The sequence below is a fragment of the Sphingomonas sp. SL1004 genome, assembly GCF_057815015.1.
Genome location: NZ_JBYMUX010000002.1, coordinates 179,514 through 202,488, shown reverse-complemented (window position 1 = coordinate 202,488; position 22,975 = coordinate 179,514). Strand labels below are relative to the sequence as shown.

Below are 22,975 nucleotides of genomic sequence, written 5' to 3'. Positions count from 1 at the left end.
AAACGATGACGGACCTAGGAGAGACTACCAGCAAGGTGAGCCGCTTCGGCGTCTTCGGCCAGCTCTGGTTCCAGGTGTTGGCGGGGACGGTGCTTGGCATCCTGCTCGGTCACTTTGCGCCCGCGACCGGCGTGGCGATGAAGCCGTTCGGCGACGCCTTCATCAAGCTGATCCGGATGATGATCGGGCCGGTGATCTTCGTCACCGTCGTCCACGGGATCGCCGGGATGAACGACATGAAGAGCGTCGGTCGCGTCGCGCTGAAATCGATCCTGTATTTCGAGGCGGTGACGATCCTGGCGCTGATCTTCGGGTTGGTGATGGTCGATCTGTGGCAGCCGGGCGCGGGCATGAACATCGACGTCGCCGCGATCGATACTGCCTCGATCAAGACCTATGTCGCGACGGCGCACGACCAGTCGATCACCGGCTATTTCATGGGGATCATCCCCGACACCTTCGCCAGCGCGCTGACCGAAGGCCATGTCCTCCAGGTGCTGTTCGTCTCGGTGTTGTTCGGCATAGCGATCGCGGCGATCGGCGAGCGCGGCAAGCCGGTCTACACGCTGATCGACAGCGCCTCGCAAGGGTTCTTCCGGATCATCGGCTACATCATGTACTTCGCGCCGCTCGGGGCGTTCGGCGCGATTGCCTTCACGGTCGGCCAGTTCGGCACGGCGTCGCTCTGGTCGCTGGGCGAACTGATCATCGAGTTCTTCGTCGTCTGCGGCCTGTTCACCGCGGTCGTGCTGGGCGGGATCGCGCATTGGTGCGGGGTCAGCCTGTGGCGCCTGCTTGGCTATCTGTGGGACGAGATCGTGATTGTCGCGGCCACTACCTCGACCGAGACGGTCCTGCCGCGGCTCATCCAGAAGATGCGAAAGGTCGGTTGCGAGGAGAGCGTCGTGGGCTTCGTCATCCCGGCAGGATATTCCTTCAACCTCGACGGCACCTGCCTGTACCTGACGACCGTCGCCGTGTTCCTGGCGCAGGCGACGAACACGCACTTGACGCTGTGGCACGAACTCGGGCTGATCGCGGTACTGCTGTTGACGTCCAAGGGTGCCGCGGGCGTTGCCGGTGCGGCGTTCGTGGTCCTTGCAGCGACGCTCAACACGACGGGTACTATCCCGGTTGCCAGCATCGCGCTCATTCTCGGCATCCACCGTATCCTCGCCGAGGGCCTGACGTTCGTGAACCTGATCGGCAATGCCCTCGCCACCGTCGTGATCGCCAAGTGGGAAGGCAAGCTCGACGAGCGCACGCTCGCAGCGATGATCGGGAATGGCCGGCTGCGGGCGAAGTATCCGGTAGCCGCCTGAAGCCGCGCGGCGATCACCAAGCGTGATCGCCGCCACAATCACCGTCCTACGATAACAGCCGGCTTAGCTAGTTTGCGGCCGGGCAGGAGACCGTCATGTCCATCGCTATTGCCATCGCGCTGACCGCAGCGGTACAATCTGAGCCGTCCCAAGCTCAACCGTCTCGGGCAATCACCGCACCTACTGACGCGGCCATCCCGACGACAGAAACGGACCAAGGCGTAGCGCAAGGCAAGCCCGACGACCGTCACCTCCCAGTTTTTTACCCCAATACCAAGCAGGGTACTGCGGACCAGCCAGCGCTCTCCGGCATCGCGCGTTTCCAGCGCAATAATCCGATCGGCAAAGAACTTCGCGCACTGAAGACCGCGGGCGTAGACTTAGTTCTTGATCTCGTTGGCAACGTTGCAGCCAACCCAGTCGGCGGTATTCGTCAAGGCAGTGCGGAGTCACATTGGGTATCGACCGCGGCTGACATCGATCTCGAAAAGCTGATTGGGCTATCGAACACAAAGGTTCATATTCAAGGCGCTTGGTTCAGCGGAGACAGCCTGGGTCGCGATTCAATCGGCAACTCGATCAGTTTTCAGCAGACTTGGCGCCCGGTGGCCGGACCACGGCTGACCCAGTTTAACATCGAGCATGACTTCGGTAAGCTCAACGTTCTTGTCGGCCGCGCAGCCGTTAACAGCTACTTCAACAATTCGCCGCTCAACTGCGTATTCATGAGCAACACGAGTTGCCTTACGGCGTATGGCGGGATCAGCGACATCGGCATCACCGCGTTTCCCAACTCGTCGTGGACCGCCAAGGTGCGGTACGCGATCGACAAGCGCTGGTATGTTCAGACCGGCGTGTTCGAGTACGACAACGACCTTAACCTCAAGGGGAAGGGCGGCCTCGATTTCTCGCTCGGTAAGGGCACGGGCGTGCTTATCGCCAACGAAGTGGGGTATCAAACGACGTTCGCAGACGAACGGTTGCCGCGCCGCTACAAGGCCGGTGCCTATATCAACACCGATGGAGGCCAGAGCCCGTATTACGATCGCAACGGCGGGTCGGCAGCGGTGTCCGGGCTCGCACGTGTTGCACAAGGTGGCAACCGCGTTGGTCTGTATGCGATGGCAGACCAAACGATACAACGTGGGGCCGGCGAGAGCACCCGCAACCTCGCGCTATTCGGGCGGGTCTTCTACAATGTCGGCAACGTCGCCCAACTCGATTGGTTTGCCTCTGCCGGTTTCGTTAAGACAGGCACGTTCAAAAACCGCAACGCTGACACGATCGGTTTCCTGGTCAGCAACACGCATTTTAGCAACCAGCAGATAAATTATCTTCGCGATTTGCGTACGAAGGCTGGCGGAACAGGTTCGCCAAAATCGAACGAGATTATCGGTGAGATCAACTATGGATTTGCAGCCATGCCTGGCGTCAGAATATTGCCGAATATTCAATACGTCATCAACCCAGATCCAATATTTGCACCGAACCGTAAAACTGACATTTCGTCCGCAATCGTATTAGGCTTGCGGATGGATGTACGCCTAGCTCAAGTTCTTGGAGGGTAGCGGCTGCAAGTCTTGGCTCCTTAGTAATGCTAAGCGCCCACCACCACTGTCGGAAAACACATGATTGTGTTGAAAAAGTCGGCCTTGCAGTGGTGTCGGCGGTCTGATTCAATCTTCGCAAGGTGAGCGGAGACGGGCCGATGATGGGCGATCGGACGGTAGCGCAGGAAGCGCTGTTTTACAGCTTCAGCCTGGAGCGGCACGTGCCGGCGGACCACATGCTGCGGTCGATCGACCGGTTCGTGGACCTGTCCGGCATTCGCGAACATCTGAAGCCGTTCTACAGCGAGATGGGACGGCCATCGATCGACCCCGAGCTGATGATCCGCATGCTCATCATCGGCTACTGCATGGGGATCCGTTCCGAGCGCCGGTTGTGCGACGAGGTGCATCTGAACCTGGCCTATCGCTGGTTCTGCCGGCTCGGGCTGGAGGGCGACGTGCCCGACCATTCTACCTTCTCGAAGAACCGCCATGGCCGTTTCCGCGACAGCGACCTGCTGCGCCGGCTGTTCGAAACGACGGTCGAGCGATGCATGGCCGAGGGGCTGGTCGGTGGCGAAGGCTTCGCTGTCGATGCCAGCCTCATCCGGGCCGATGCCAATCGTCAGACTGGCGGCCCGGGTAGCGAGGGCCTGCCGCCCGACGCCGACACGCGTGCCGTTCGCGAGTATCTTGCCGTCCTCGACGATGCCGCATTCGGGGCGGCCACGCCGGTGGTGCCGAAGTACCTGGCGCCGGCGGATCCTGCGTCGCGCTGGACCTGTGCGCACGGGGGGCAGGCCTATTACGCCTACTCGACCAACTACCTCATCGATCTCGATCATGCCGTCATCATGGACGTGGAGGCGAGCACCGCGATCCGGCAGGCCGAGGTGACCGCGTGCAAGCGGATGATCGAGCGCGTGCAGGACCGCTTCGGCGTCTGGCCCGAACGGCTGGCGGCCGACACTGGTTATGGCTCGGCCGAGATGCTGGCGTGGCTCGTCCACGAGCGCGACATCCAGCCTCACATCCCCGTGTTCGATAAGTCGGTCCGCCGTGACGGCACGTTCGAGCGCGCCGACTTCAGCTATGACATCGAGCGCGATCTCTACACCTGCCCGGCGGGAGAAGAGCTGCGGCGTTACTGGCATGAGGGCCGCGCCGCAAAGGAGCAGCCGCCAGTCGATGGACTTTACAGATACCGCACTCGCAAGGCCCTATGCGACGCCTGCGACCTGCGGCCGCGGTGTTGCCCGAATGGGCCGCACCGGAAGATCCTGCGTTCCGTCCATGAGGGCGCCCGCGATCTGGCCCGCGATATCGCCACTACGGACGCCTATGTGACGTCTCGTCGACAGCGCAAGAAAGTAGAAATGCTGTTCGCGCACCTCAAACGCATCCTGAAGCTGGACCGCTTGCGCCTGCGGGGTCCAAACGGCGCCAAGGACGAGTTCCTACTCGCCGCCACCGCCCAGAACCTCCGCAAGATGGCCAAGCTCGTTCCGATGCCGGCGCAGATGGCACCCGCCTGAAAAGGCAGGTAGGCTTGCCTTGATTTTAAGCCGGTGCCAGCCGGCGCCGAGGCCGACTTCTTCAACACAATCACATGATTGGCGACACCCCCGACCTGCGCTTTTGATGAACCATACTCACCTCAGTCCATAACGGTCGACAAACCCTGTCGCTTTGATAGGATGTTCGAGAACATGCTTTTGAGGGTTTGTCGTACATGCTGGTCGGATATATGCGGGTGTCATCGGCCGATGATCGCCAAACGGTCGATCTCCAGCGGGACGCGCTGGTCGCAGCCGGGGTCGATCATCGGCATCTCCATACCGACAAGGCATCTGGCGCGCGCGACGACCGACCAGGCCTGAAAGCCTGCCTCGACTATCTGAATGCGGGCGACACACTGATCGTGTGGAAGCTCGACCGGCTTGGACGCTCGCTGCCGCACCTGCTGACGATCGTTATAGACCTGAAGGCGCGGGGCATCGCGTTCCGGTCGCTGACCGAGCAAATGGATACGACTACGCCGCACGGCGAATTGCTGTTCTCTCTATTTGGCGCATTGGCACAATATGAGCGTGCGCTGACCCGCGAACGGGTGATGGCAGGACTGGCCTCGGCCAAACGCCGGGGACGCCAGGGTGGCCGACCGCCGATGATCGACGCCGAAACGCTTGAACGGATTACCGCCGCGCTGGAGGGAGGGGCCAGCAAGGCATCTGTCTGCCGAACCTTCAAGGTGCCGCGCTCGACTTTGCTCGGCACGCTTGGGCGGATCGGTTGGACCGCGCAGGCCAAGATCTAACGAACCGGCGCAACGTGCCATTTATCGCTGACAGAACCATGCCAATTAGCTCTGACATCTACAGTATCGTGATGACGATCCAAGGATAAGGGGGTGCGAAGTTGACCGGATATGTAGCCCTGCTTCGCGCTGTGAACGTCGGTGGCACCGGCAAGCTGCCGATGACGACGCTGGCGCAAATGTGCGAAACGGTCGGGTTCGAGAAGGTGAAGACCTATATTGCCAGCGGCAACGTCGTCTTCCGAAGCGACAGGTCGGAGGATCAGGTGCGATCCGCCCTTGAGAATCAGCTACACGCTTACGCTGGCAAGAGCGTCGGCGTGATCGTCAGAACCGCGTCCGAGATTGCCGATGCGCTTGTCCGTAACCCTTTCGCAGACGCGCCGGGCAACCGCGTCATGGCGTTGTTCGTGGACCGGGCGCTTCCCGCCGGTCCTCTCGATGGCGTGACCGGAATCAAGAACGAAGAAGTCCGTCTCGGGGAGCGGGAGCTGTTCGTTTTCTACCCGGAGGGTATGGCGAACACCCGCCTTCGCATTCCCAGCGAAAAGCACGGGACGGCTCGCAACATGAACACCTTGGCGAAGCTCGCCGAGATGACCGGAGCGGTCGCTTAATCCGGTAGCGTATAGCGGAACTGGTAATCGTGCCGGCCCGGTGTGACGACGATGTTCATCGTCCCCGTCAGTCCCGCCAGCCCGCCGATGGCAGAGTCCGGCACAACGACGACCGTTAGCGATGGCGCGCCCTTGTCCATCAGTCCGCTATGCTGGAGGGTGAATGAGCCTTCCCGGCCGCCCAGGGTGCCGGTGACGCGTTCCATTGCGACGTAGCCGGCGGACCCTTCGACACCGCTACGGAAGGCCAACATCTGGCCGATGCTGGTGCCTTGCAGGTCGCCGTGGAAGGTCTTGTCGATCGACATGCTGCCGATCGGGCTTTCACCGGAGCCGACCGGCGTGAGATTCACGTCAAAGGTGCCGATCGCTTCAACTTCCATCATGTCCCCCTGCATCCGTTCGCTACTGAATACCTCCACGATGCTCGGTTTGAAATGGCCGAACATGGGTGCCTTTCCGTCAGCGGCCATTCTCGAAATAGCATCGAATTTCGGGAATGGCAGGCATGGCGAACGCCCAAAGTAGGCCTTTCAAAGCCAGTCCCCGGCTTCCCGATTGCAGACGGTCGTTCAGGGATGCACTGTGCCTACATGGAGCACGCAACCCTCGTAGGATATTTATCCGGGACCCTGTCGACAGAGGTGCTGGCAGGTGAAATCGCTACCGAAGTAGCGGCCTGCAACGCCGCCTGCCAAGCAGGTGGAAGTGGCTACATCATCATCACGGATGGACCATCTTACGAAGTGACGAGAGAGGGAGCGAGACGGCTGCTCGCCGCTATCGCTGAAGAACGATTGTCCTTTGAACTCGCGAACTATGTCGCAGATTGCCTAATCATGAGCGACGACTTCGATTTCGCCGACGATGCCGTGCGAGACGCGATCCATTTCGCCGAGGATGACAGCAGACCACCGACACAGGCCGAGACGATCAAGGCACTTGCGGTGCTGGCAGCGTCCGACAGCGCTCGATTTTGACGGGTTGCCGGATAATAAGAGCGGGAGACAGGTTTTCGGACACGTTCTGGTCGCTCCTGGCGTACGGAAAACTCACTTTGGTGTAGTGACCCCTACTAGATTGAGGAGTCTGCTCCGGTAGGTGTCGCAGATGATGCAACTGCGACACCGGCCGTAACCCTTGCCGAGTAGCGATTGCATATCAGCAGTGTCATATGCCCATGGTAGTACGAATACGCGAACCGACGTTCTGCTTTATCCGTCCACGTCGTGCCTAGAAGTATTCGAAAGCTGAGTGTGGCGCTTCCAACAATAGGTCTGAACCAAACCGCCTTACCGACCATCTGATTGGACGTGTGCTTAAAATCGCCGTCGCTATCGACCTTCCAAGTTTCTACGTGGCCCGCGGCAACATCGGCCTTCATCGCGTTAAGCAGAACCTGAGGGCTGGCTGTTGGTATTGTAAGCACGTTCGTTGCTCCCCTGATTCGTGATCCGCCGAGTGTCATGTCATTGGGTCCAAACGGCAACCGAAACCGAACCTGATCATCGGGCACGATTGTTACCGGCCACTCCACTAAGGCCGTGTCGCCGCTAATGGCTGGGACGATGACGATTCTCCAGCAGCGCCACGGGGCGGAGAAGGCGATCGAGCACATGACGCTAGCCATCGACGTGGCGGGCGTCGGCGTCCGCAAGAATATCCACGGGGACCTACCATAATTACTTAGGCTTGTTCGCAATGCCATCGATTAAGGTATGAATAGTTCTAACAACGAATCCATCGATGTACCAAAATCCCAAAGCACAGACAATCACTAGAAAGCCAAAAGCTGCTAATCGTTGCCATTTCCTCTCGACATGCACACGTTCTAAGCCCCACCTAATCACGGGGTAAACTTTGGCAGTAGCCGACGTCGAAAGCCAAAGCGTAAGCAAAAGCCGGAGTGCGGCGCCAATAAAGGTTAGAGTAGTCTCAACGGTCGATCCGGGTACTGCGCGCGTAGTTGCGTACTGGATACCGGAGACAATGATTACCCGTTGCGCGACCTTGAAGAGGAAGTCGGCGTCGCTGGCGAAACCTTCCGCAACTTTGACGTATGTCTTAGCGGTTTCACTTTCACCGGATGCCAAGGGTCTGGTCATTTAGGTCTCCGAGGGAAGCGGCGGCATCATTACCACGATGTCTCGTCTGCGCCATGCCCACCGTATGACCGCCAGCGCTCTCGGCCTTCAGACCCCTTGGGTCCTTCCCGGCATCCTGGGGAATACGGGGGGCAAAGGCGTGTGTGTTCTATAGCTATGAAAACACCCCTGGGGGGGTGTGACGTAGGACCGCTCAAACCCGCACGAAACTGCGACTTCAACAAATCCGTTCATAATTGGATAGACCGAAATGGCATCTCAGGCCGAAATTGCGAAGCACCTCGATCTGTCGTAGCAAGCCGTATCGAAGCTGCTGCTTTCCGGCGTCCTTGTGCCGCGCAAGCTGGGCGAAACGCTAAGCATTGTGGATTGCCGCGTTGCCTATATCCGCCATCTTCGCGAGGTCGCAGCTGGGCGATGCGCCGGCGATCCCGACGCGCCAAACCTTGTGCTCGAGCATGGGCGGCTTGCCCGCGCGCAAGCGGTCGCCGCGGAACGAAAGAACCTCCACGCCGATGGCGACCTCATCGAAATGGAACGCGCGGAAAGCCTATTCTTTGAAGCCGCTCGGACTTCGCGTGATGCCTGGCTAAATTCGCCGTCGCGCGTTTCGCCCCTGCTGGCCGCAAAGCTGGGTGTCGCATCCAAGACCTTGTTCGGCGAATTGACCGAGCACGTGCACAAGCAGCTATCGGACCTGAGCGATCCTGACTTGACGACCGCGATGCTGGAACGCGCGTAGGCGAACCGTTCATTGAAAGTTGACCGGCGGTCCTATATTGACGGGACGGTCAATAGGTAACGGAGGTGACGATGACAGTACGCAAGCGCGCCTCTGAGCGTGGCCCGCTTCGGGCGGTGATGGCGCTCGCGACCTCGCCCGTTCGCATGCCAGCGGCTTATTTCTCAGGTGCAGAGCCTCCCATCGACGTAGATGCCCTGTTCGATGACACGATGAAGCGCTTTCCCAAGACGATGGCCCGCCTTGCCGAGTGAGCCGCGTTGGCTGACTGCTGACCACGCGATTCGCTTTAACGAACGGGCGGTAGAGGCGACCGGCGAACCATTCCAGGTACGCGATCGCGGCTTGCTCGAAAGTGCGATGGATAGCCCGAAAAACCATTGGCACCATGGCGAGCATCGCGTTCCATACCTAGGGGCGCACTTATTGCTATCCGTGGCTCGCAATCACCCGTTTGCCCAGGGTAACAAGCGGGTAGCCCTGTTGGTCGCTGACGCCTTTCTGACCGTCAATCAGCATCGCCTCCAACACCCTGACGAAGGGTTCGCGGATCTGATCCTTAGCACGTTGACGCGCGAGATCGCTGAAGGCGAATTTCTCGACAGGTTCGCTCGCGCGGTGGCGTCACCGGTTCCGCCTGCTGTCCGGCGTGCGAGCGAGATCGAGCGGGAGATGCGGTCTGGATTGTTCAGCCGAGCTCCTACCAATAAGAAGTAAGCTCCGACGAAATTCGTCGGGACAGGGACGCCAAACTAGCCGCGGCGGGTTCGAGACCCCTCAAAGAGCAGATGCGGCCGGCCGGGGATACCGATGTCAATGCCGATGGCCCACTTACGGTAGCCGACGAACGACGAACTCCAGGCGCTGTGTGTTCGTGGATCATTACACGAACCTGCTCACAGGCAGGCTCTGATCGTCCCTAAAACGTGTTCGGCAGGCGTAGACGGACCGGGTTAAAGAGACGTAGCCTGTGGACTGGTTTTGGCAAACTGGCGTGTAGATGTCAGCGCTAATTGGCACCCTCTGTCAGCGGTAAATGTCACAGCGCGACATGGCACAGGCGTTCTCGAAATTCGATCGCATATCGAGAACGCCAGCGGTTTCCCAAAAATCATCTCTTGCTAGCTATTTAGAGAATATGAGGGACGGCCTAAACTGCAATAAGTGGTGGAAGGCGGACATGGCTCCACGCTAGTCGAGAAGCACGTTCCCGATGAATTTACCCGGCAGTTCAGGTTCTGCCATGTCGATGCCAGCCGCACGGAGAAGCGGCTCAACCTGCTGCGCGATGGATGGTTGGTAATGCCGGTACCAGTCCGGATGCTCGGCGATTGAAGCACTTAATGCAAACTGCCAACTTGCCCAACCGTTACGCATCTTAAGCTCAGGAAGCCTAGCTCGAACGTCTCGTACGATCATGCGATCATGCGATCATGCGATCATGCGATCGGCATCTTTGCGGTACATCGTCTGATGATAGCCATTATCCGCACGCCCACAATTGGGCGTAAGGCGCATGGCGTCTAACGAATGGCTAGGCCCTCCATGGGTAACCAGTAGCGACTGCGAAGGCAGCAAGGTCATGTGCTCCGCCTGTCCGGTAGTTTGGAACTCCGTGTTTTATGAATTCCCGACTAAGCCGCTCGAACTCCCCCCGCAGGTCGTGTCGTTGGTTGAGAACGCTTCGAAGGGTCTCACCTGCCAGAATCAAATCGCCGGTCGATAGGAAGTAGGTCAAAACGCTTTCGAGAGACAGCCAATCTCGATCCACTAGCCGTGCGATATCGTCGGTTCCTGCTTCAAACATCGAAAACAGCGAGTAAGCGCCTGCCCGAATTGAGGTTACTAAATCCTCCGCTACGAGTATCCTTCGGGAGGTGTTTGCAAAATCCCATTCCATCCATGCTGCGGGCTCGGAAAGGTAGCCAAGCTGAGTGGCAAAAACAGGCAAGGGGAAAGGTGCGTTAGGTCGTATCCAGCTACTGCTATGCTTCTTGCTCCAATTTGTGAACACCCGAGAATAGACTGCCGCGTGAACCCATACCGCTGCCCTCTGAGCTGCCACGTTATTACGATCAGATTGAATGCTAATTTGGAAGGTAAAATCGCCGTGCTTTCGCACAAACTTTGGACCCGAAGGCAAAAAAAGGTAGCCATCTTCGGCAATAGCTTCACCTACGATTTTGAGGCCGTCAAGGATCGCTTCTCGCGGCTTCTCTGCCGTGGCATCTGGGCTTTGTCTTCCGCGAGCCGCAGCCAACTTCTGCTTTGCCGTGGAGACAACAATGTTAGAAAATGAACGAGGTTCAGCCATCAGCCCTTTAACCACTAGCCTGTAATTTTCGCTAGCGGCGTAAGCTGACCCACCGTTTGTCTCGCTACGCAGATGCAAAACTTTTGAGACGTACATCGCAGACCCTCGCAGGTTGGCCATCTTCGGCGCGATGCAAATCCCGTGAGTTTCGCATCACGCCTGCGGGAGAGCGAGTGGTTAGCTGCCGTTCCGCGAAGCGCGTTTAGACAGAAATCTGATCGTGAGGCGACTGGCAATCAGCGCGATAGGCGTGACTACCACAAGCGCGACCAAGCTCCCGATCATGACATTACCGGGCGCGGTGTCGTCCGCTTCCATCGTCATTATCCAATCAACAAATGAGGCGCCGATTAGAACTGGCATACTGAGAGTCCCTAATGTCAGAGACAACGCATTGCTCTTAGTGAGCAGACGGCAAACAGCGGCTACTGCGCCCGCAATCAGGGCAACACCCAAAATGATGCCAACGATGACGAACGGTAAAATCAGCATTTGATCGTCATGCAAGGGCTATTGAATGCCTGCAAGTGGGGTCAGCACACCGGCGGTTTTGCCCTACTGATTTGATGTAAAACTTTTGATTTTTGCACCACGTCACGGCCGAGCTGGCATCATCGTGATGAACGGATGTCCGCTTTCGAAACTGCGAGTTGCCAGCCGGAACGGCCGACTCTGGGCGGAAGCGGAATGGCCGGTATGGGGAGGATAGTGGACGCTGAGGTCGACGCTTATACAAGGTAACTGGAGGTCACGATGCGGCAGAACGATAGCTACACATCGATAGTCTTTGGGGAACGCACGACCCGCATCATTATCGTGGGCTTGCTGTTTCTCAGCGGGTTCCAGTTTCTTGCCGCTGCGGTGGTCTATCGCACACTCAGCACAGGCGAAGACGACAACTTGATCTTCGCTGGTAGTCTCCTTTTCGCTGGGTTGGCTTTCGCGCTTGCCCGAGCCTTCTGGAAGTCAGGGGCACCCACATGGAAGCACAAGGCGGCGGTGGCTTTCGTTGCGTTGCCAGCGGTGTGGAGTCTGATCATTCGCTAACGTTCGACTTTGGGCGGAAGCGGAATGGCCGCTTTGGGCAGGGAAGCTGCCCGTCCGCTTTAAACCAACAACTATGGTAGTTCTGCCCTAATCCGCACCAAGCGTGTAATCGCATTAACGCATTTTGAGATGCTCTTCTCGTAACAAACGCCAGTGTGCGCCGCGCCGCGGCTCTCGCCCCGAAAAACATAAACAGTGTAAATCAACACGGTTCGACCGCTCAATTCATCCCAATCAGCATTGCTGTCACTTTCGATCGATATAGCGTCTCGGTCTCCAAATGTCGCTGGCCGCAGGACGGGATTTCGTTGTAATTCGTTCCGAAGCCCTACGGTCAGCTTCTGGGTAAGCCCGTCGTCACCGACAAGACGTATCGTAACGGGAATACGCTCCACTTGCTGTGAAGCAAACGCCGATGAACCCGCGAGTGCGGCCAGTAATGCGGCGAGGGGCAAAACCTTCATCCGGCTATCTTCTCAGACTTTACGAATGTCCGCAATCGGGTGCGCAGTAGGACCGGCGGAATGACCGGGATTGGGCGTTCGTGTCCGATCCGGCTTTCTCGCGAGGGATCGAATTTCGAGAAAGCAGACCTGTCCTCGGAACCTGGGGCTGGTGAGAACCCGTGATCGCACTCAAATCTCGGACTCGCTAGGTGTTGATGAATGCGCGTCGACGGGAATAGCGTGACGCATCTCTCACAGCGATGTTGGGCGAACATAAAACGGTATGTGTCAGGGCTTCAAGGTCGAAATCTTATAGGATCAGTAATCATGTTCTAGTACCTGTTGCGCATGAAAGAGTGGATGGCCATGGCAATATACACTGCTACGTTGTGGGCTCGGCTGGTACGGCACAGGCTGAAGATGCTAGACGGATCGGCTGTAATCTTGTTCACCTGCCTTGCGGGATTCTACTGCTTCGAAGTGGATGTGTTCGCTTCGGACGAGGCAGCGTTCGCAGTCAAGACCATCACGCTCGAGGAAGTGATGATCATTGCGGCCATCTTCTGCGGCGGATCGACGATCTTCGCCATGCGGCGCCTGAAGGAGGCAAGGCGGGAGACGAACCGCCGTATTGCAGCTGAGCGCGAAGCGCGAACACTAGCGCTTCATGACGCCCTTACCGGTTTGCCGAACAGGCGTAACTTCGATGAGGCATTGCAAGTTGCCATTGCATCGCCTGCGCGATCGGGTGGAAGCCATGTGCTCTTGTTGATGGACCTGAACGGTTTCAAAAGGATAAACGACCTTTACGGCCACCAGGTTGGTGACGAAGTGCTGGTACAAGTCGGGGGGCGGCTTGGTCGCGCTGTCCGCGACGGCGATCTGGTGGCGCGTTTAGGCGGCGATGAGTTTGCCGTACTGGCGCTGCACACCTCCGGGGTGGAATCAGCGACCGGTCTATCAACGCGTATTATGGACGCAGTATCGCAGCCAATCTCGACAGGAGAAAGTCGTCACGACGTAGGCATTGCGATTGGCGTCGCTCTAATTCCCGACGACGGTGATTCCGCGGATACGCTACTGCGTAAAGCCGATGTCGCTCTCTACCGTGCAAAGGAGGAAAAGCAGCGTTCACTTTCTGCTGTGCGCTTTTTCGAAACGGCAATGGATGCGCAGGCGGAAGAACGAGATCAGCTCGAGCGTGAGTTACGGCAAGCAATCAGGGACGAGTGTATCCACCCCTTCTACCAGCCCTTGATCGCCCTGGATGGTAGCGGCATCGTCGGGTTCGAAGCGCTGGCCCGTTGGACGTCGCCGCAACTGGGGGAAGTGCCGCCCGAACGGTTTATCGCAGTCGCCGAAGATGCAGGACTTATTCGCGATTTAACCGTCCTGTTGCTGAGAGAAGCGTGCACGGATGCAGTGGGTTGGCCACCAAATATCACTTTAGCGTTCAATGTATCTGGTGCCGCCCTGCAGGACCCTCTTTTTGGGTTGGGCATCATGAAAATCCTGACAGAAACAGGGTTTCCGGCGCAGCGGCTAGAGTTGGAGATTACCGAAAGCGCCTTGGTAAGGGATCTTGAGGCGGCCCGTACCGCACTGGATATCGTACGGGGCATCGGTGTTCGTATTGCGCTTGATGATTTCGGTACGGGCTATTCCAGTTTGTACCATCTACGCGCGTTCAAGCCAGACAAGATCAAGATCGACCGCAGTTTTGTGGATGGCATGGAGCATGATGTCGACAATGCTGCGATCGTCAAGGCTTTGATCGGTCTCGGTTCAGGACTTGGAGCGAAGGTCACGGCTGAGGGTGTCGAAACCCAGGCACAGCGCGTTCTGCTCGAAGCGCAGGGCTGCGATCAGGGTCAAGGGTATCTATTTAGCAAAGCTATAGACGCTGAACGCGTTACGGCGATGCTGAAAATGTCAGAGGTCGAGCACCGTAAGGCTTCCCACCAATATAGAATATGAAGTCCGAGCCATTAGCAGTCGAGTTGGAATGACACGAAAGATCAAGATTTTGGCGGCGGTGGCCGTGATACTGCTGATTTCGGGTGCAGTAGCGCTCGGCGTTTGGCTGTCGCGAGACGGACTCGTGGCCCGTGTCGACGAGGACGCCGGCGCGATCGCCTCGGATGCCGAAGCGGCACCGCAGGATCTCGTTCGCCAGGACCAGCCCATTTATTATGCATTTGATCCGCCCATTTCGGTAAATATGAAGGACACGGGAGGGATCCTTCAGGCAGGCATTTCCGTCAGCACCCACTATGCCGCTGTGAATGATGCGCTGAAAAACGATGACCCAGCGCTGCGTTCGACTATTCTAACCGCTCTCGCCGATGCCGATCCGACCACCGCGATGACCGATGAGGGTAAGGAACAGCTCCTATCCCGCGCAAAGGCGGCAATTAACCAGCAGCTGCGAACAGATGGCTTCAAGGGTGCGGTTGAAGGCGCGTACTTCACCAGTTTCATCGTTCAAACTGCCGAAGACGGAGATTGAGGACTATGAAATGCCTAGTCAGGGTTCTGGTGCGGTGCGCCCTGCCCGTAAGCGTGCTGCTAGCTCTTTCTTCCTGCAGCCAACTTGTAGCAACCAACGATCAGGCGGTCGTTGAAAACGCGATGGACGCCGATCAGGCCATCACAGATGCCGACAATGACCGTGCCGACCATCTCGATGAGAAAGCTGAGGAATTACGATCCGCCGCGAATATAACAGACCTGAAATCTGCGGCGAGTCTTCGTCGAGAGGCCGAAAATGACACCGAGACAGCCGCACAAATCCGGCAGCAAGGATATGCTCAAGGCGCTTCCGCCGAAGACAATATAGACCAAAGGGCCGGTTTGTTGAATACTGAATCTCGATGATTTACGATTGCCTAGGGTTCAAGTGTTATAGTTCATAGCCAGAATATAGAGGTAGCGGCCAAGCTGATGGCGGAGAAGAAGACTGTTGGGCATCGATCAAAGAGAATAGCGACGCGGCGCTAGTCCCTCGGGTGGCCGAATATGATTTTGATGCGGCCGCGGCCCCTGTACCGTCGCTGTCATATCTGACCGGTTCGTTGCGGGATTCCGATCCGGGATGGCCCTGGCTTCAGCGCACTCCTGATTAGTCGCTAGCATAGCCGCGATAACCGAGCAACCACTGCACCTTCCGGGGGTCGTCGAGCAGGGCTACCGACCCAGTGGGGTTGCTGGTCTGCTCGTCGGTCATGACTCAAGGACCGTCCATATGCATCGCGTAGCCAATCGCCCTTCCCAAAAACGAACGCCAATTGAGAAGCCTCTGGCGTTCCCAATCAGGAACGCCAGCCAGGCAGTGCTCGTTACCGGGTGCTCTTCGGCGGAAGCTTGAACTTGACCCGCTGAACACAGCCTCGACGGCCTGAATCGCTTTCTACTACCCGGGCATTGGAAAGCGCATTGCGCGCGGTATCGCCGAACGCTTCGTCCGGTTCAGAACCGAGAACCCTTACGTTGCCTACCGCTCCCCATGGCGCTGTATCGTAACCAATTACGGCCGCCCCTTCGATTCCGCGGCGCGAGAACGCCCTGGGATAAGCGCTGCCGTCGAGAAGGCCCGGGATTGACTTGGGATCCACGATGCAACCGGGCTGGTCTCCAGTATCCAGAGGCGTGTCTGGCACCGGTACGGGTGCCGCAAGGTTGGCGCGTCCGTTATGGTAAAAGTGATAGGTGCATCCGTGAAACCCCGCTCCCGGCTCGTAGCGATTGGCGAGCAAAGCTTCTTGGCCGGCGCGATCGAGCTCCGTATCGCCGGACGTCCCCAATGCCTGGACGTTGCCAGGCTTACCCGCGGCGTTAACGTCGAATGCCAGAAACACCCAGGCTGGTCGGCGTGCCGGTTGCGACAGTTTTTCGAAGGCCGGCAGGTTAAGACGCCGGTACTGGCCTGGCTCGCGGGGGCAATTTGAACCTGCAGGGCGAACTCGTTCAAACAGGGCAGGCGCGAACCCTGTGGAATCCGGACGGCTCGCCAGCTCGTACAAATCCGGCATCGACGCCTTCTCGATCGGCGTGACCGATACTTTGAAGGACACGCTGCATTTCGCTTGCGGCATTCCGGTTGGAAAGCTCGAAGCCGCCAGCGCAGGGGAAGATCGCTTGTGTCGACATACCAACCCGGCGATTCCGTCATATCACGGCGGATCGTGCGGGCACGCCCCTGCGCGTCGATTACGAAGGAGAACCGATATGTGGGTGAGGGGCTTTCGGTAACAGCGGGACCGTAACGCGTTGCAACGGCTGTGAAAGGCCGAACGATGTTAGCGGCTACTATCGGCTGCCCTGAACAGGTAAGATCGCTTGCGGTGAACGACACGACCTCCGTCCGCTGTGTGGCGAACGGTAACGGGGGGGCAGGGACACTGAGCAGCGCGAGCATCGCAACAGGCATGGCGTGATCTCCAAATTTACGACATCGGTTATCCCGCTGGCGGCAACGTGCCTAGCGATCTCACCAATGAATGATCCTCGGCGAGCAGAGCTCATAGCTGGCCTGTATTTCCACTTTCTCAAAATATGTTCTCATTGTTCATTCTCATTGAACGCCAGCTTCGTTGGCTAACTGAGAAGGGTCGAACCATGACGATCGACGACGCGCTGCGCGCCTATGCCTCAGGACACAGCTCGGCCAAGGAGACGAAGGACCGCACCGGGCTGGATTATGCTCAGGTCCTGGATGGTCTCGGCCGGCTGAACCTTCGCGTACCACCGCCCGCCTTCGACGGCCCCGACGGCGAAGCGCTGCGTGAGAGCGCAGATCGCTTCACCGCGTTCCTGAAGCAGGCGCGCTGACATGGCGGATCCCCGCTGATGCTCATTGGATATGCCCGGGTCTCGACATCGGACCAGAATTTGACGTTGCAAACGGACGCTTTGACCGCTGCGGGATGCGAACGGATCTGCAGTGGCACGGCGAGTGGCGCGAAAGTCGACCGTCCGGGTTTGTCGGAAGCGTTGAACGTCGCTCGCCGGGGCGACACGCTCGTCGTCTGGAAGCTCGACCGCCTTGGCCGTTCGATGAAGGGCCTTGTCGAACTGGCGGCTGACCTTGCTACCCGCGGTATCGAGTTACGGTCCCTGACCGACGGGATCGACACAGCGACGCCGACCGGTCGGTTGCTCTTTCACATTCTGGCGTCGACCGCGGAAATGGAACGTGAGCTGATCCGCGAACGAACAATGGCCGGGCTACTGGCAGCCCGTCGCACGAACGGGCCGGGCAGGGGGTGCAAGTCGGTCCTGACACCAAAAAAAAGGGTCACGGCTATGAAGCTGCTCGCTGCGGGCGATCGTCCGCGAGACGTGGCCGAGGCGATCGGCGTCTCGGTCGCACCCTTTTACAGGCATTTTCCGGCGGGTGGCGGCGAGCCGGCATCGTGAAAACCCGCTACCTACACATCGCGCCCTTTGACGGCCATGATCGCCGTCTGACGACCCTGGACGCCCTGAGCAGCCGCCTGCAGGCGACATAGACGGCATTCCACAGCGGCCCGGCTTCCCGTTCTCCAGGAAGCCAGGCCATGGCTTATTCGGCTGCCGCTTCTTCGGTCTTGCGCTTGCGCGGAGCCGGGGTGGGCTTGGCGTCCGCCTTGGCTGCATTTGTTTGACCGGGCTTGCGACCCAGGCCAATGCTTTTCGCCATCGTGCGACGTGCTTCCGAATAGGTCGGAGCGACCATGGGGTAATCAGCCTTCAGGCCATAACGCTCACGATACTCCACTGGCGTCATGCCGTTAGTGGCAAGGTGGCGACGCAGCGTCTTGTACGGCTTGCCATCGATCATGCTGATGATGTGATCAGGGCTGGCAAGCGACTTACGCGCCGTCACGGCCGGGGTGTATTCTTGAGCAGGTGCCTCAGGTTCAGCAGCTGCAGCGGTTCCACCGACCAGCACCGAAACAGTTTCGTACATTTTGTTCAGGAAGGCCGGAACGTCGTCAGCGTCGGTACGCGTGTTGGGGTTTGCCAACCAGGCAATCGTCAATTCCGTTGCGAGCTCGACAGGGCTTTGATCGAGGATGGTATCAGACATAAAGGGACTCCATTTCCAAAGCGGAATATAGGTATTATATTGGTATATGACAATTCAAGACTGTTCAAGATAACCATTTGAAGGAGTTGCATAAAACGGCCTCAAAATGTGGTCTTACGACTATGCTCTGAGATGTTGACGGAATTTGCTCGTTCGCCCTTCTGCCCCCCCAATAAAAGAATTGAGTCCGAAACGGTAGTTTCCTTACAAAGTGTTTGACCGGCGCTAGTCGTGCGATATGGTCGAGTTGCACCCCAGTTGGACTTCGGTGCGGGGGAAAATACGCTTGGGCAGCGTGCAGGCTAGGTTCGCGGGCAATTCGGAGACTGGATTAGTCGCTTTTGCGACTGTCCTGGCGATGCACAAAATTGCCGTCGACCCCGAGCAGCTCCGGCACGAGCTTGGTCACGAACGCCCGTTGATCGCCGACGACATCTTGCGATTGGCGAAGCGACAGGCCGGCGTCCGCGCGAAGGTCATTCAGACCGATTTTGCGAGATTGAGCCGCCTCCCCTTACCCGTCATGGCGGATGGTCCATCGGGTTGGTTCGTGATCGGACGCATTGCCGGGGGTGAAGCGCTGATCCAGCGTCCCGGGCATCCGATCGAAAAGCTCGGCGTCGACGCGCTCGGGGAGATCTGGTCCGGGCAGATCGTCTTGATCACGACGCGGGAGGGCGTGGCCGGCTCGTCTGGACGCTTCGACGTCAGCTGGTTCATCCCCCAGATCGTCCGGTATCGCCGCCTGATCGGCGAAGTGCTGATGATCACGCTGGCGCTGAACCTCCTGGGTCTCGCCGCACCGCTGTTCTTCCAGAACGTCATAGACAAGGTCCTCGTTCACAACACGCTTGCCACGTTGCAGGTGCTGTCGATCGGCTTTCTGGCGGTGTCGCTTTGGGAGACCATCTTCGGATGGCTTCGTACGAGGTTGTACTCGGAGACCAGTCAGAAGCTAGACGTGGAACTGGGCGCGAAGCTTTTCCGACACATGCTGGCGTTGCCGCTCTCGTACTTCGAGGGGCGTCGTGTAGGTGACACGGTAACGCGTGTGCGGCAGCTGGAATCGATCCGCGAGTTCCTCACGAACGCCTCGTTGTCAGTACTCGTCGACCCTGCCTTCACGGTCGTATTCCTGATCGCCATGTGGATCTACTCGTCCACTCTGTTCTGGATAGTCGCCGCCACCATCCCGGCCTACATAGTCGTCTCGCTCCTGGTCACCGGACCGCTGCGTCGTCGGCTCGACGAGAAGTTCGAGCGCGGCTCCGCAAACAACGCGCTGCTCGTAGAGAGCGTATCAGGCATGCAGACGATCAAGGCTGCCGCAGTCGAGCCGCAGTGGCAGGATCGGTGGGAGCGGCAGTTGGCCGGTTACAGTGCTGCGAACCAGCGTGTGATAAATCTCGGAAACACCGGCAGCCAGGCCGTCCAGCTGATATCCAAGATCAGCCTCGCCGCGATCCTGTTCTTCGGTGCGCGAGAGGTCATAGCCGGGGCGCTTACCGTAGGCGGTCTCGTCGCGTTCAACATGTTCGCACAGCGCGTATCTGGCCCGGTCATACGCATGGCTCAGCTCTGGCAGGATTTCCAGCAGGTACGCCTGTCGATCGATCGGCTCGGTGATGTGCTCAACACCCCCGTTGAACCAGGCGCCGGATCACGTGTCGCGTTGCCGGCAGTCAAGGGCGAGATCCGTTTCGACGCGGTGAAGTTCCGATACGCGCTCGATGGGCCTTGGACGCTCGACGACATCACGTTCGACCTGCCACCGGGCGGCACGCTCGGAATCGCGGGTTCGTCGGGGTCCGGCAAATCGACGCTGACCAAGTTGTTGCAAAGGCTCTATACCCCCGCCGGCGGGCGCATATTCATCGATGGCGTCGATGTGGCGCAGATCGACCCCGCATGGTTGCGCCGACAGATCGGCGTGGTGCTGCAGGAGAACCTACTCTTCAACCGCTCGATCCGCGAGAACATCGCCCTCGCCAATCCCGCGATGCCGCTGGAAAACGTCATGGCCGCAGCCAAGCTTTCCGGCGCGCACGACTTCATTCTGACATTGTCCCAAGGTTACGACACCGTGATCGAGGAGCGAGGCGTCAACCTTTCGGGCGGGCAGCGGCAGCGGATCGCCATCGCGCGCGCTCTCGTCACCCAGCCGCGCATCCTGATCCTCGACGAGGCGACTTCGGCACTGGACGCCGAGAGCGAAGAGATTATTCAGGCCAACCTCAAAGCCATGGCTCGGGGCCGCACCGTGCTGATCATCGCTCACCGCCTTTCGGCGATCAGACAGTGTGATCGGATCATGACCCTGGAGAAGGGGCGGATCGTCGAGGTAGGTAGCCACGATGAGTTGCTTCGTCTCGATGGCCGCTATGCTAGTCTGCATCGCCGCCAGATGGGTTCTAGCGGAGGAACCGCATGAGCACGATAGCATATCACTGGGGGTCGATCCGTGCGGCGCTTGCTGACGAGAAGGCTCGCGCCAAAGGTTTGGTTCGTGCAGAAGAAGTGTCATTCCTCCCGGCTGCGATGGAGATCATCGAGCAACCGGTCTCACCTACGGCACGGGTAACGACCTGGGCGCTTCTCGTTCTTCTAGCGTTTACCATTGTTTGGCTGACGCTTGGGCGTGTCGATGTCGTCGCGTCGGCACAGGGCCGCTTAATACCCGTCGACAACGTTAAGGTTATTCAGCCCGCCGAACCGGGCGTAGTTCGTGCAATCCTAGTTCGAGACGGTCAGCGGGTTCGCAAAGGGCAGCCACTCGTCGAACTCGATCCCACTGTTTCGGGGGCCGAGTCCGTTCAAGCGGAACGTGCGCTAGAAACTGCGGAACTGGACGCAGCCCGAGCGCGAGCGATCCTATCGACCTTGAACGGCGGAGCACTTTCGTTCGTCGCACCTCCGAACATCGCTCCCGAGATAGCGGCGAACCAAGCGGCGCTCGCTCGAGCACAACTGGACGATATCTTGGCGACCGCTGCGACCCATGTTGCGGATCGACAGGCCGCGATCGCTGCCCGAGGAGAGGCAAATGTCCAAGCTGCCAAACTGTCAGAGACGCTGCCCCTCTTGGACGAACAGATAGCTGCCAACGAACAGCTGCTCGCCAAGGGTTTTGTTTCGAAATTGAAAGTGATTGAAATGCGACGCCAAAGGCTTTCGGCGGCCCGAGATCGTGACATTGCAATCGAAACGTCCAGCAAGGCTAGCGCTCAGATGGCTGCAGCAGGCAGTGGAATGGCGCAATCGCGAGCGGAGGCGCGCTCCAAGGTCCTGATCGATCTAACCAAGGCAGACGCTGACGTTCGTCTTCGCCGAGAAGAGCTGACCAAGGCGAAGCAACGGTCAAGTCTGCAATTGCTGGTTAGTCCTGTTGACGGAACCGTCGCCCAGTTGGCGATCCACACGGTGGGCGGCGTCGTAGAGGCTGCGAAGCCGGTTATGATGATAGTACCGAGCAGCGGTGCCGTAGTCGCTGAAGTCAAGGTTCTGAACAAGGACGTTGGCTTCGTTCGAATAGGGCAGTCGGTGGCTGTGAAAATCGAGGCTTTCCCCTTTACCCGCTATGGAACAGTACCCGGTCGGATGATCAGCGTAGGATCGGACGCTGTGGACGACGACAAGTTAGGGCTTGTGTATACGGCACGCGTAGAACTGTCGCGCTCGACGATTGATCGAGATGGCGAGCAGTCCCCATTGACGCCTGGGATGTCGGCCACAGCTGACATTCGTATCGGTCGTCGGACGATTGGTAGCTACCTGATGAGCCCCGTGACGCAGACCAGATTGGAAGCGGCACGCGAGCGATGATTTTCGCGACAAAAAATAAGATTTCTTTTGATGGGACTATATCGTGACCAGCAGCCAAGAAAAAAGAAACCCTGCGACAATCAGCCAAGTGCTTGGCGAGATCACCTGGTTGCTGAGCAATTCATTAAAGCATAGCGACCTTAAGGTCGTGGAGCTCAATTGGTTAGTCATGCCTGCCATAGTGCTCAAACAGTTTCATCTCTTCTACAGCGGGGAAAAGCCGATCGGGGCGGCACTGTGGGCGATGACTGATGCTGCTGGGGAGGAAAAAATCATGAACGGGACATTCCGCTACGGCGCCGCAGGCGACGAGGAGTGGAGTTCAGGAGACCGTTGTTGGCTTGTCGAGTTGATCGCCCCATTCTCGAACGCCGAAAACAAGCAGGCCGAGTTGATGTTCGCCGATCTGTTGACTGGCGTGTTTCGAAACAAGCCGTTCAAGATGATGACGGTCGATCCAATATCGGGAGAACGGAAGCTTAGCGCAATCGCTGCGGATACGGAAGCTTGTGCAGCATCTGCAGCTTGAGCATCCGTTAACGGATTCAATTTCTGCGTGCCCAGGTCGGGCTCGTGTTATACGCAAAAAAATGGGCTGCCGTATGTTGTTCTAGCGCTTGCTT

25 protein-coding genes are annotated in these 22,975 nt (G+C 58.4%); 18 read left to right on the top strand and 7 right to left on the bottom strand.

What is annotated here, in order from left to right:
* Positions 1 to 5 precede the first annotated feature (5 nt).
* From dctA to AC3D24_RS21565, 5 genes are all read left to right on the top strand, one after another.
* The gene (gene dctA, locus AC3D24_RS21585; protein ID WP_489033560.1) at positions 6 to 1,322 is read left to right on the top strand and encodes a C4-dicarboxylate transporter DctA; all 1,317 of its coding nucleotides are present in this window, start codon (positions 6 to 8) and stop codon (positions 1,320 to 1,322) included.
* A gap of 95 nt (positions 1,323 to 1,417) precedes the next feature.
* Complete coding sequence (locus AC3D24_RS21580) at positions 1,418 to 2,890, top strand: carbohydrate porin (RefSeq protein WP_489033559.1); 1,473 nt, start codon at positions 1,418 to 1,420, stop codon at positions 2,888 to 2,890.
* Positions 2,891 to 3,030: 140 nt separating this feature from the next.
* Positions 3,031 to 4,407, top strand: coding sequence for a transposase (locus AC3D24_RS21575; protein ID WP_489033557.1), 1,377 nt, complete (start codon positions 3,031 to 3,033; stop codon positions 4,405 to 4,407).
* 197 nt (positions 4,408 to 4,604) lie between these two features.
* The gene (locus AC3D24_RS21570) at positions 4,605 to 5,189 is read left to right on the top strand and encodes a recombinase family protein (RefSeq protein WP_489033556.1); all 585 of its coding nucleotides are present in this window, start codon (positions 4,605 to 4,607) and stop codon (positions 5,187 to 5,189) included.
* 101 nt (positions 5,190 to 5,290) lie between these two features.
* Complete coding sequence (locus tag AC3D24_RS21565) at positions 5,291 to 5,806, top strand: DUF1697 domain-containing protein (protein WP_489033555.1); 516 nt, start codon at positions 5,291 to 5,293, stop codon at positions 5,804 to 5,806.
* Here the strand turns inward: AC3D24_RS21565 and AC3D24_RS21560 are convergent.
* Positions 5,803 to 6,255 (bottom strand): DUF3224 domain-containing protein, encoded by a 453-nt coding sequence (locus AC3D24_RS21560; protein WP_489033553.1) that lies wholly within the window; start codon positions 6,253 to 6,255, stop codon positions 5,803 to 5,805. The two genes, AC3D24_RS21565 and AC3D24_RS21560, sit on opposite strands and share 4 nt — an antisense overlap.
* Before the next feature lie 144 nt (positions 6,256 to 6,399).
* Between AC3D24_RS21560 and AC3D24_RS21555 the strand changes: the two genes are divergently transcribed.
* Positions 6,400 to 6,786, top strand: coding sequence for a hypothetical protein (locus tag AC3D24_RS21555; protein WP_489033552.1), 387 nt, complete (start codon positions 6,400 to 6,402; stop codon positions 6,784 to 6,786).
* Between the two features lie 702 nt (positions 6,787 to 7,488).
* On the opposite strand, the gene AC3D24_RS21550 is transcribed toward AC3D24_RS21555, so the two are convergent.
* Positions 7,489 to 7,911, bottom strand: a complete 423-nt coding sequence (locus AC3D24_RS21550) for a hypothetical protein (protein WP_489033551.1) — start codon at positions 7,909 to 7,911, stop codon at positions 7,489 to 7,491.
* 331 nt (positions 7,912 to 8,242) lie between these two features.
* Between AC3D24_RS21550 and AC3D24_RS21545 the strand changes: the two genes are divergently transcribed.
* The 3 genes from AC3D24_RS21545 (at position 8,243) to AC3D24_RS21535 (ending at position 9,370) form a co-directional block, all read left to right on the top strand.
* Positions 8,243 to 8,653 (top strand): hypothetical protein, encoded by a 411-nt coding sequence (locus tag AC3D24_RS21545; RefSeq protein WP_489033550.1) that lies wholly within the window; start codon positions 8,243 to 8,245, stop codon positions 8,651 to 8,653.
* 71 nt (positions 8,654 to 8,724) lie between these two features.
* Complete coding sequence (locus AC3D24_RS21540) at positions 8,725 to 8,907, top strand: hypothetical protein (protein WP_489033549.1); 183 nt, start codon at positions 8,725 to 8,727, stop codon at positions 8,905 to 8,907.
* The gene (locus AC3D24_RS21535) at positions 8,897 to 9,370 is read left to right on the top strand and encodes a type II toxin-antitoxin system death-on-curing family toxin (RefSeq protein WP_489033548.1); all 474 of its coding nucleotides are present in this window, start codon (positions 8,897 to 8,899) and stop codon (positions 9,368 to 9,370) included. The genes AC3D24_RS21540 and AC3D24_RS21535 overlap by 11 nt, the downstream gene beginning before the upstream one ends.
* Positions 9,371 to 9,844: 474 nt before the next feature.
* Here the strand turns inward: AC3D24_RS21535 and AC3D24_RS21530 are convergent, their stop codons facing one another.
* From AC3D24_RS21530 to AC3D24_RS21520, 3 genes are all read right to left on the bottom strand, one after another.
* Positions 9,845 to 10,030 carry a hypothetical protein gene (locus tag AC3D24_RS21530; RefSeq protein WP_489033547.1) on the bottom strand — a complete coding sequence of 62 codons (186 nt, stop codon included), beginning with the start codon at positions 10,028 to 10,030 and terminating at the stop codon, positions 9,845 to 9,847.
* A gap of 157 nt (positions 10,031 to 10,187) precedes the next feature.
* Positions 10,188 to 11,087 (bottom strand): hypothetical protein, encoded by a 900-nt coding sequence (locus tag AC3D24_RS21525; RefSeq protein WP_489033546.1) that lies wholly within the window; start codon positions 11,085 to 11,087, stop codon positions 10,188 to 10,190.
* A 57-nt stretch (positions 11,088 to 11,144) separates the two neighbouring features.
* Positions 11,145 to 11,459 (bottom strand): hypothetical protein, encoded by a 315-nt coding sequence (locus AC3D24_RS21520; RefSeq protein WP_489033545.1) that lies wholly within the window; start codon positions 11,457 to 11,459, stop codon positions 11,145 to 11,147.
* A 261-nt stretch (positions 11,460 to 11,720) separates the two neighbouring features.
* Here AC3D24_RS21520 and AC3D24_RS21515 point away from each other — a divergent pair, with 261 nt between their 5' ends.
* The 4 genes from AC3D24_RS21515 to AC3D24_RS21500 all read left to right on the top strand — a co-directional run bounded on the left by AC3D24_RS21515 (position 11,721) and on the right by AC3D24_RS21500 (position 15,337).
* Positions 11,721 to 12,014 (top strand): hypothetical protein, encoded by a 294-nt coding sequence (locus AC3D24_RS21515; protein WP_489033543.1) that lies wholly within the window; start codon positions 11,721 to 11,723, stop codon positions 12,012 to 12,014.
* An 890-nt stretch (positions 12,015 to 12,904) separates the two neighbouring features.
* Entirely contained in the window at positions 12,905 to 14,437 is a 1,533-nt protein-coding gene (locus AC3D24_RS21510; protein ID WP_489033542.1) for a putative bifunctional diguanylate cyclase/phosphodiesterase, read from the top strand.
* Between the two features lie 28 nt (positions 14,438 to 14,465).
* Entirely contained in the window at positions 14,466 to 14,969 is a 504-nt protein-coding gene (locus tag AC3D24_RS21505; protein WP_489033540.1) for a flagellar basal body-associated FliL family protein, read from the top strand.
* Between the two features lie 122 nt (positions 14,970 to 15,091).
* Entirely contained in the window at positions 15,092 to 15,337 is a 246-nt protein-coding gene (locus AC3D24_RS21500; RefSeq protein WP_489033539.1) for a hypothetical protein, read from the top strand.
* 461 nt (positions 15,338 to 15,798) lie between these two features.
* Here AC3D24_RS21500 and AC3D24_RS21495 read toward each other — a convergent pair whose 3' ends face one another.
* Complete coding sequence (locus AC3D24_RS21495; RefSeq protein WP_489033537.1) at positions 15,799 to 16,533, bottom strand: TonB family protein; 735 nt, start codon at positions 16,531 to 16,533, stop codon at positions 15,799 to 15,801.
* A 544-nt stretch (positions 16,534 to 17,077) separates the two neighbouring features.
* Between AC3D24_RS21495 and AC3D24_RS21490 the strand changes: the two genes are divergently transcribed.
* Together AC3D24_RS21490 and AC3D24_RS21485 are read left to right on the top strand one after the other, a co-directional pair.
* On the top strand, positions 17,078 to 17,290 hold the full coding sequence (locus AC3D24_RS21490; protein ID WP_489033535.1) for a hypothetical protein: 213 nt from the start codon (positions 17,078 to 17,080) through the stop codon (positions 17,288 to 17,290).
* 18 nt (positions 17,291 to 17,308) lie between these two features.
* Positions 17,309 to 17,878 carry a recombinase family protein gene (locus tag AC3D24_RS21485; RefSeq protein WP_489033534.1) on the top strand — a complete coding sequence of 190 codons (570 nt, stop codon included), beginning with the start codon at positions 17,309 to 17,311 and terminating at the stop codon, positions 17,876 to 17,878.
* Positions 17,879 to 18,023: 145 nt separating this feature from the next.
* Here AC3D24_RS21485 and AC3D24_RS21480 read toward each other — a convergent pair whose 3' ends face one another.
* Positions 18,024 to 18,530, bottom strand: coding sequence for a Ros/MucR family transcriptional regulator (locus tag AC3D24_RS21480; protein ID WP_489033533.1), 507 nt, complete (start codon positions 18,528 to 18,530; stop codon positions 18,024 to 18,026).
* Positions 18,531 to 18,768: 238 nt separating this feature from the next.
* Here AC3D24_RS21480 and AC3D24_RS21475 point away from each other — a divergent pair, with 238 nt between their 5' ends.
* Genes AC3D24_RS21475 through AC3D24_RS21465 form a run of 3 tightly spaced genes read left to right on the top strand, consistent with a single transcriptional unit; the run spans position 18,769 to position 22,881 of the window.
* The gene (locus AC3D24_RS21475) at positions 18,769 to 20,961 is read left to right on the top strand and encodes a type I secretion system permease/ATPase (RefSeq protein WP_489033532.1); all 2,193 of its coding nucleotides are present in this window, start codon (positions 18,769 to 18,771) and stop codon (positions 20,959 to 20,961) included.
* The gene (locus AC3D24_RS21470) at positions 20,958 to 22,352 is read left to right on the top strand and encodes an HlyD family type I secretion periplasmic adaptor subunit (RefSeq protein ID WP_489033530.1); all 1,395 of its coding nucleotides are present in this window, start codon (positions 20,958 to 20,960) and stop codon (positions 22,350 to 22,352) included. Before AC3D24_RS21475 ends, AC3D24_RS21470 begins: the two co-directional genes overlap by 4 nt.
* Before the next feature lie 43 nt (positions 22,353 to 22,395).
* A complete protein-coding gene (locus AC3D24_RS21465; RefSeq protein ID WP_489033529.1) occupies positions 22,396 to 22,881 on the top strand; it encodes a toxin-activating lysine-acyltransferase in 486 nt (161 codons plus the stop codon).
* The last annotated feature ends 94 nt before the right edge of the window (positions 22,882 to 22,975 follow it).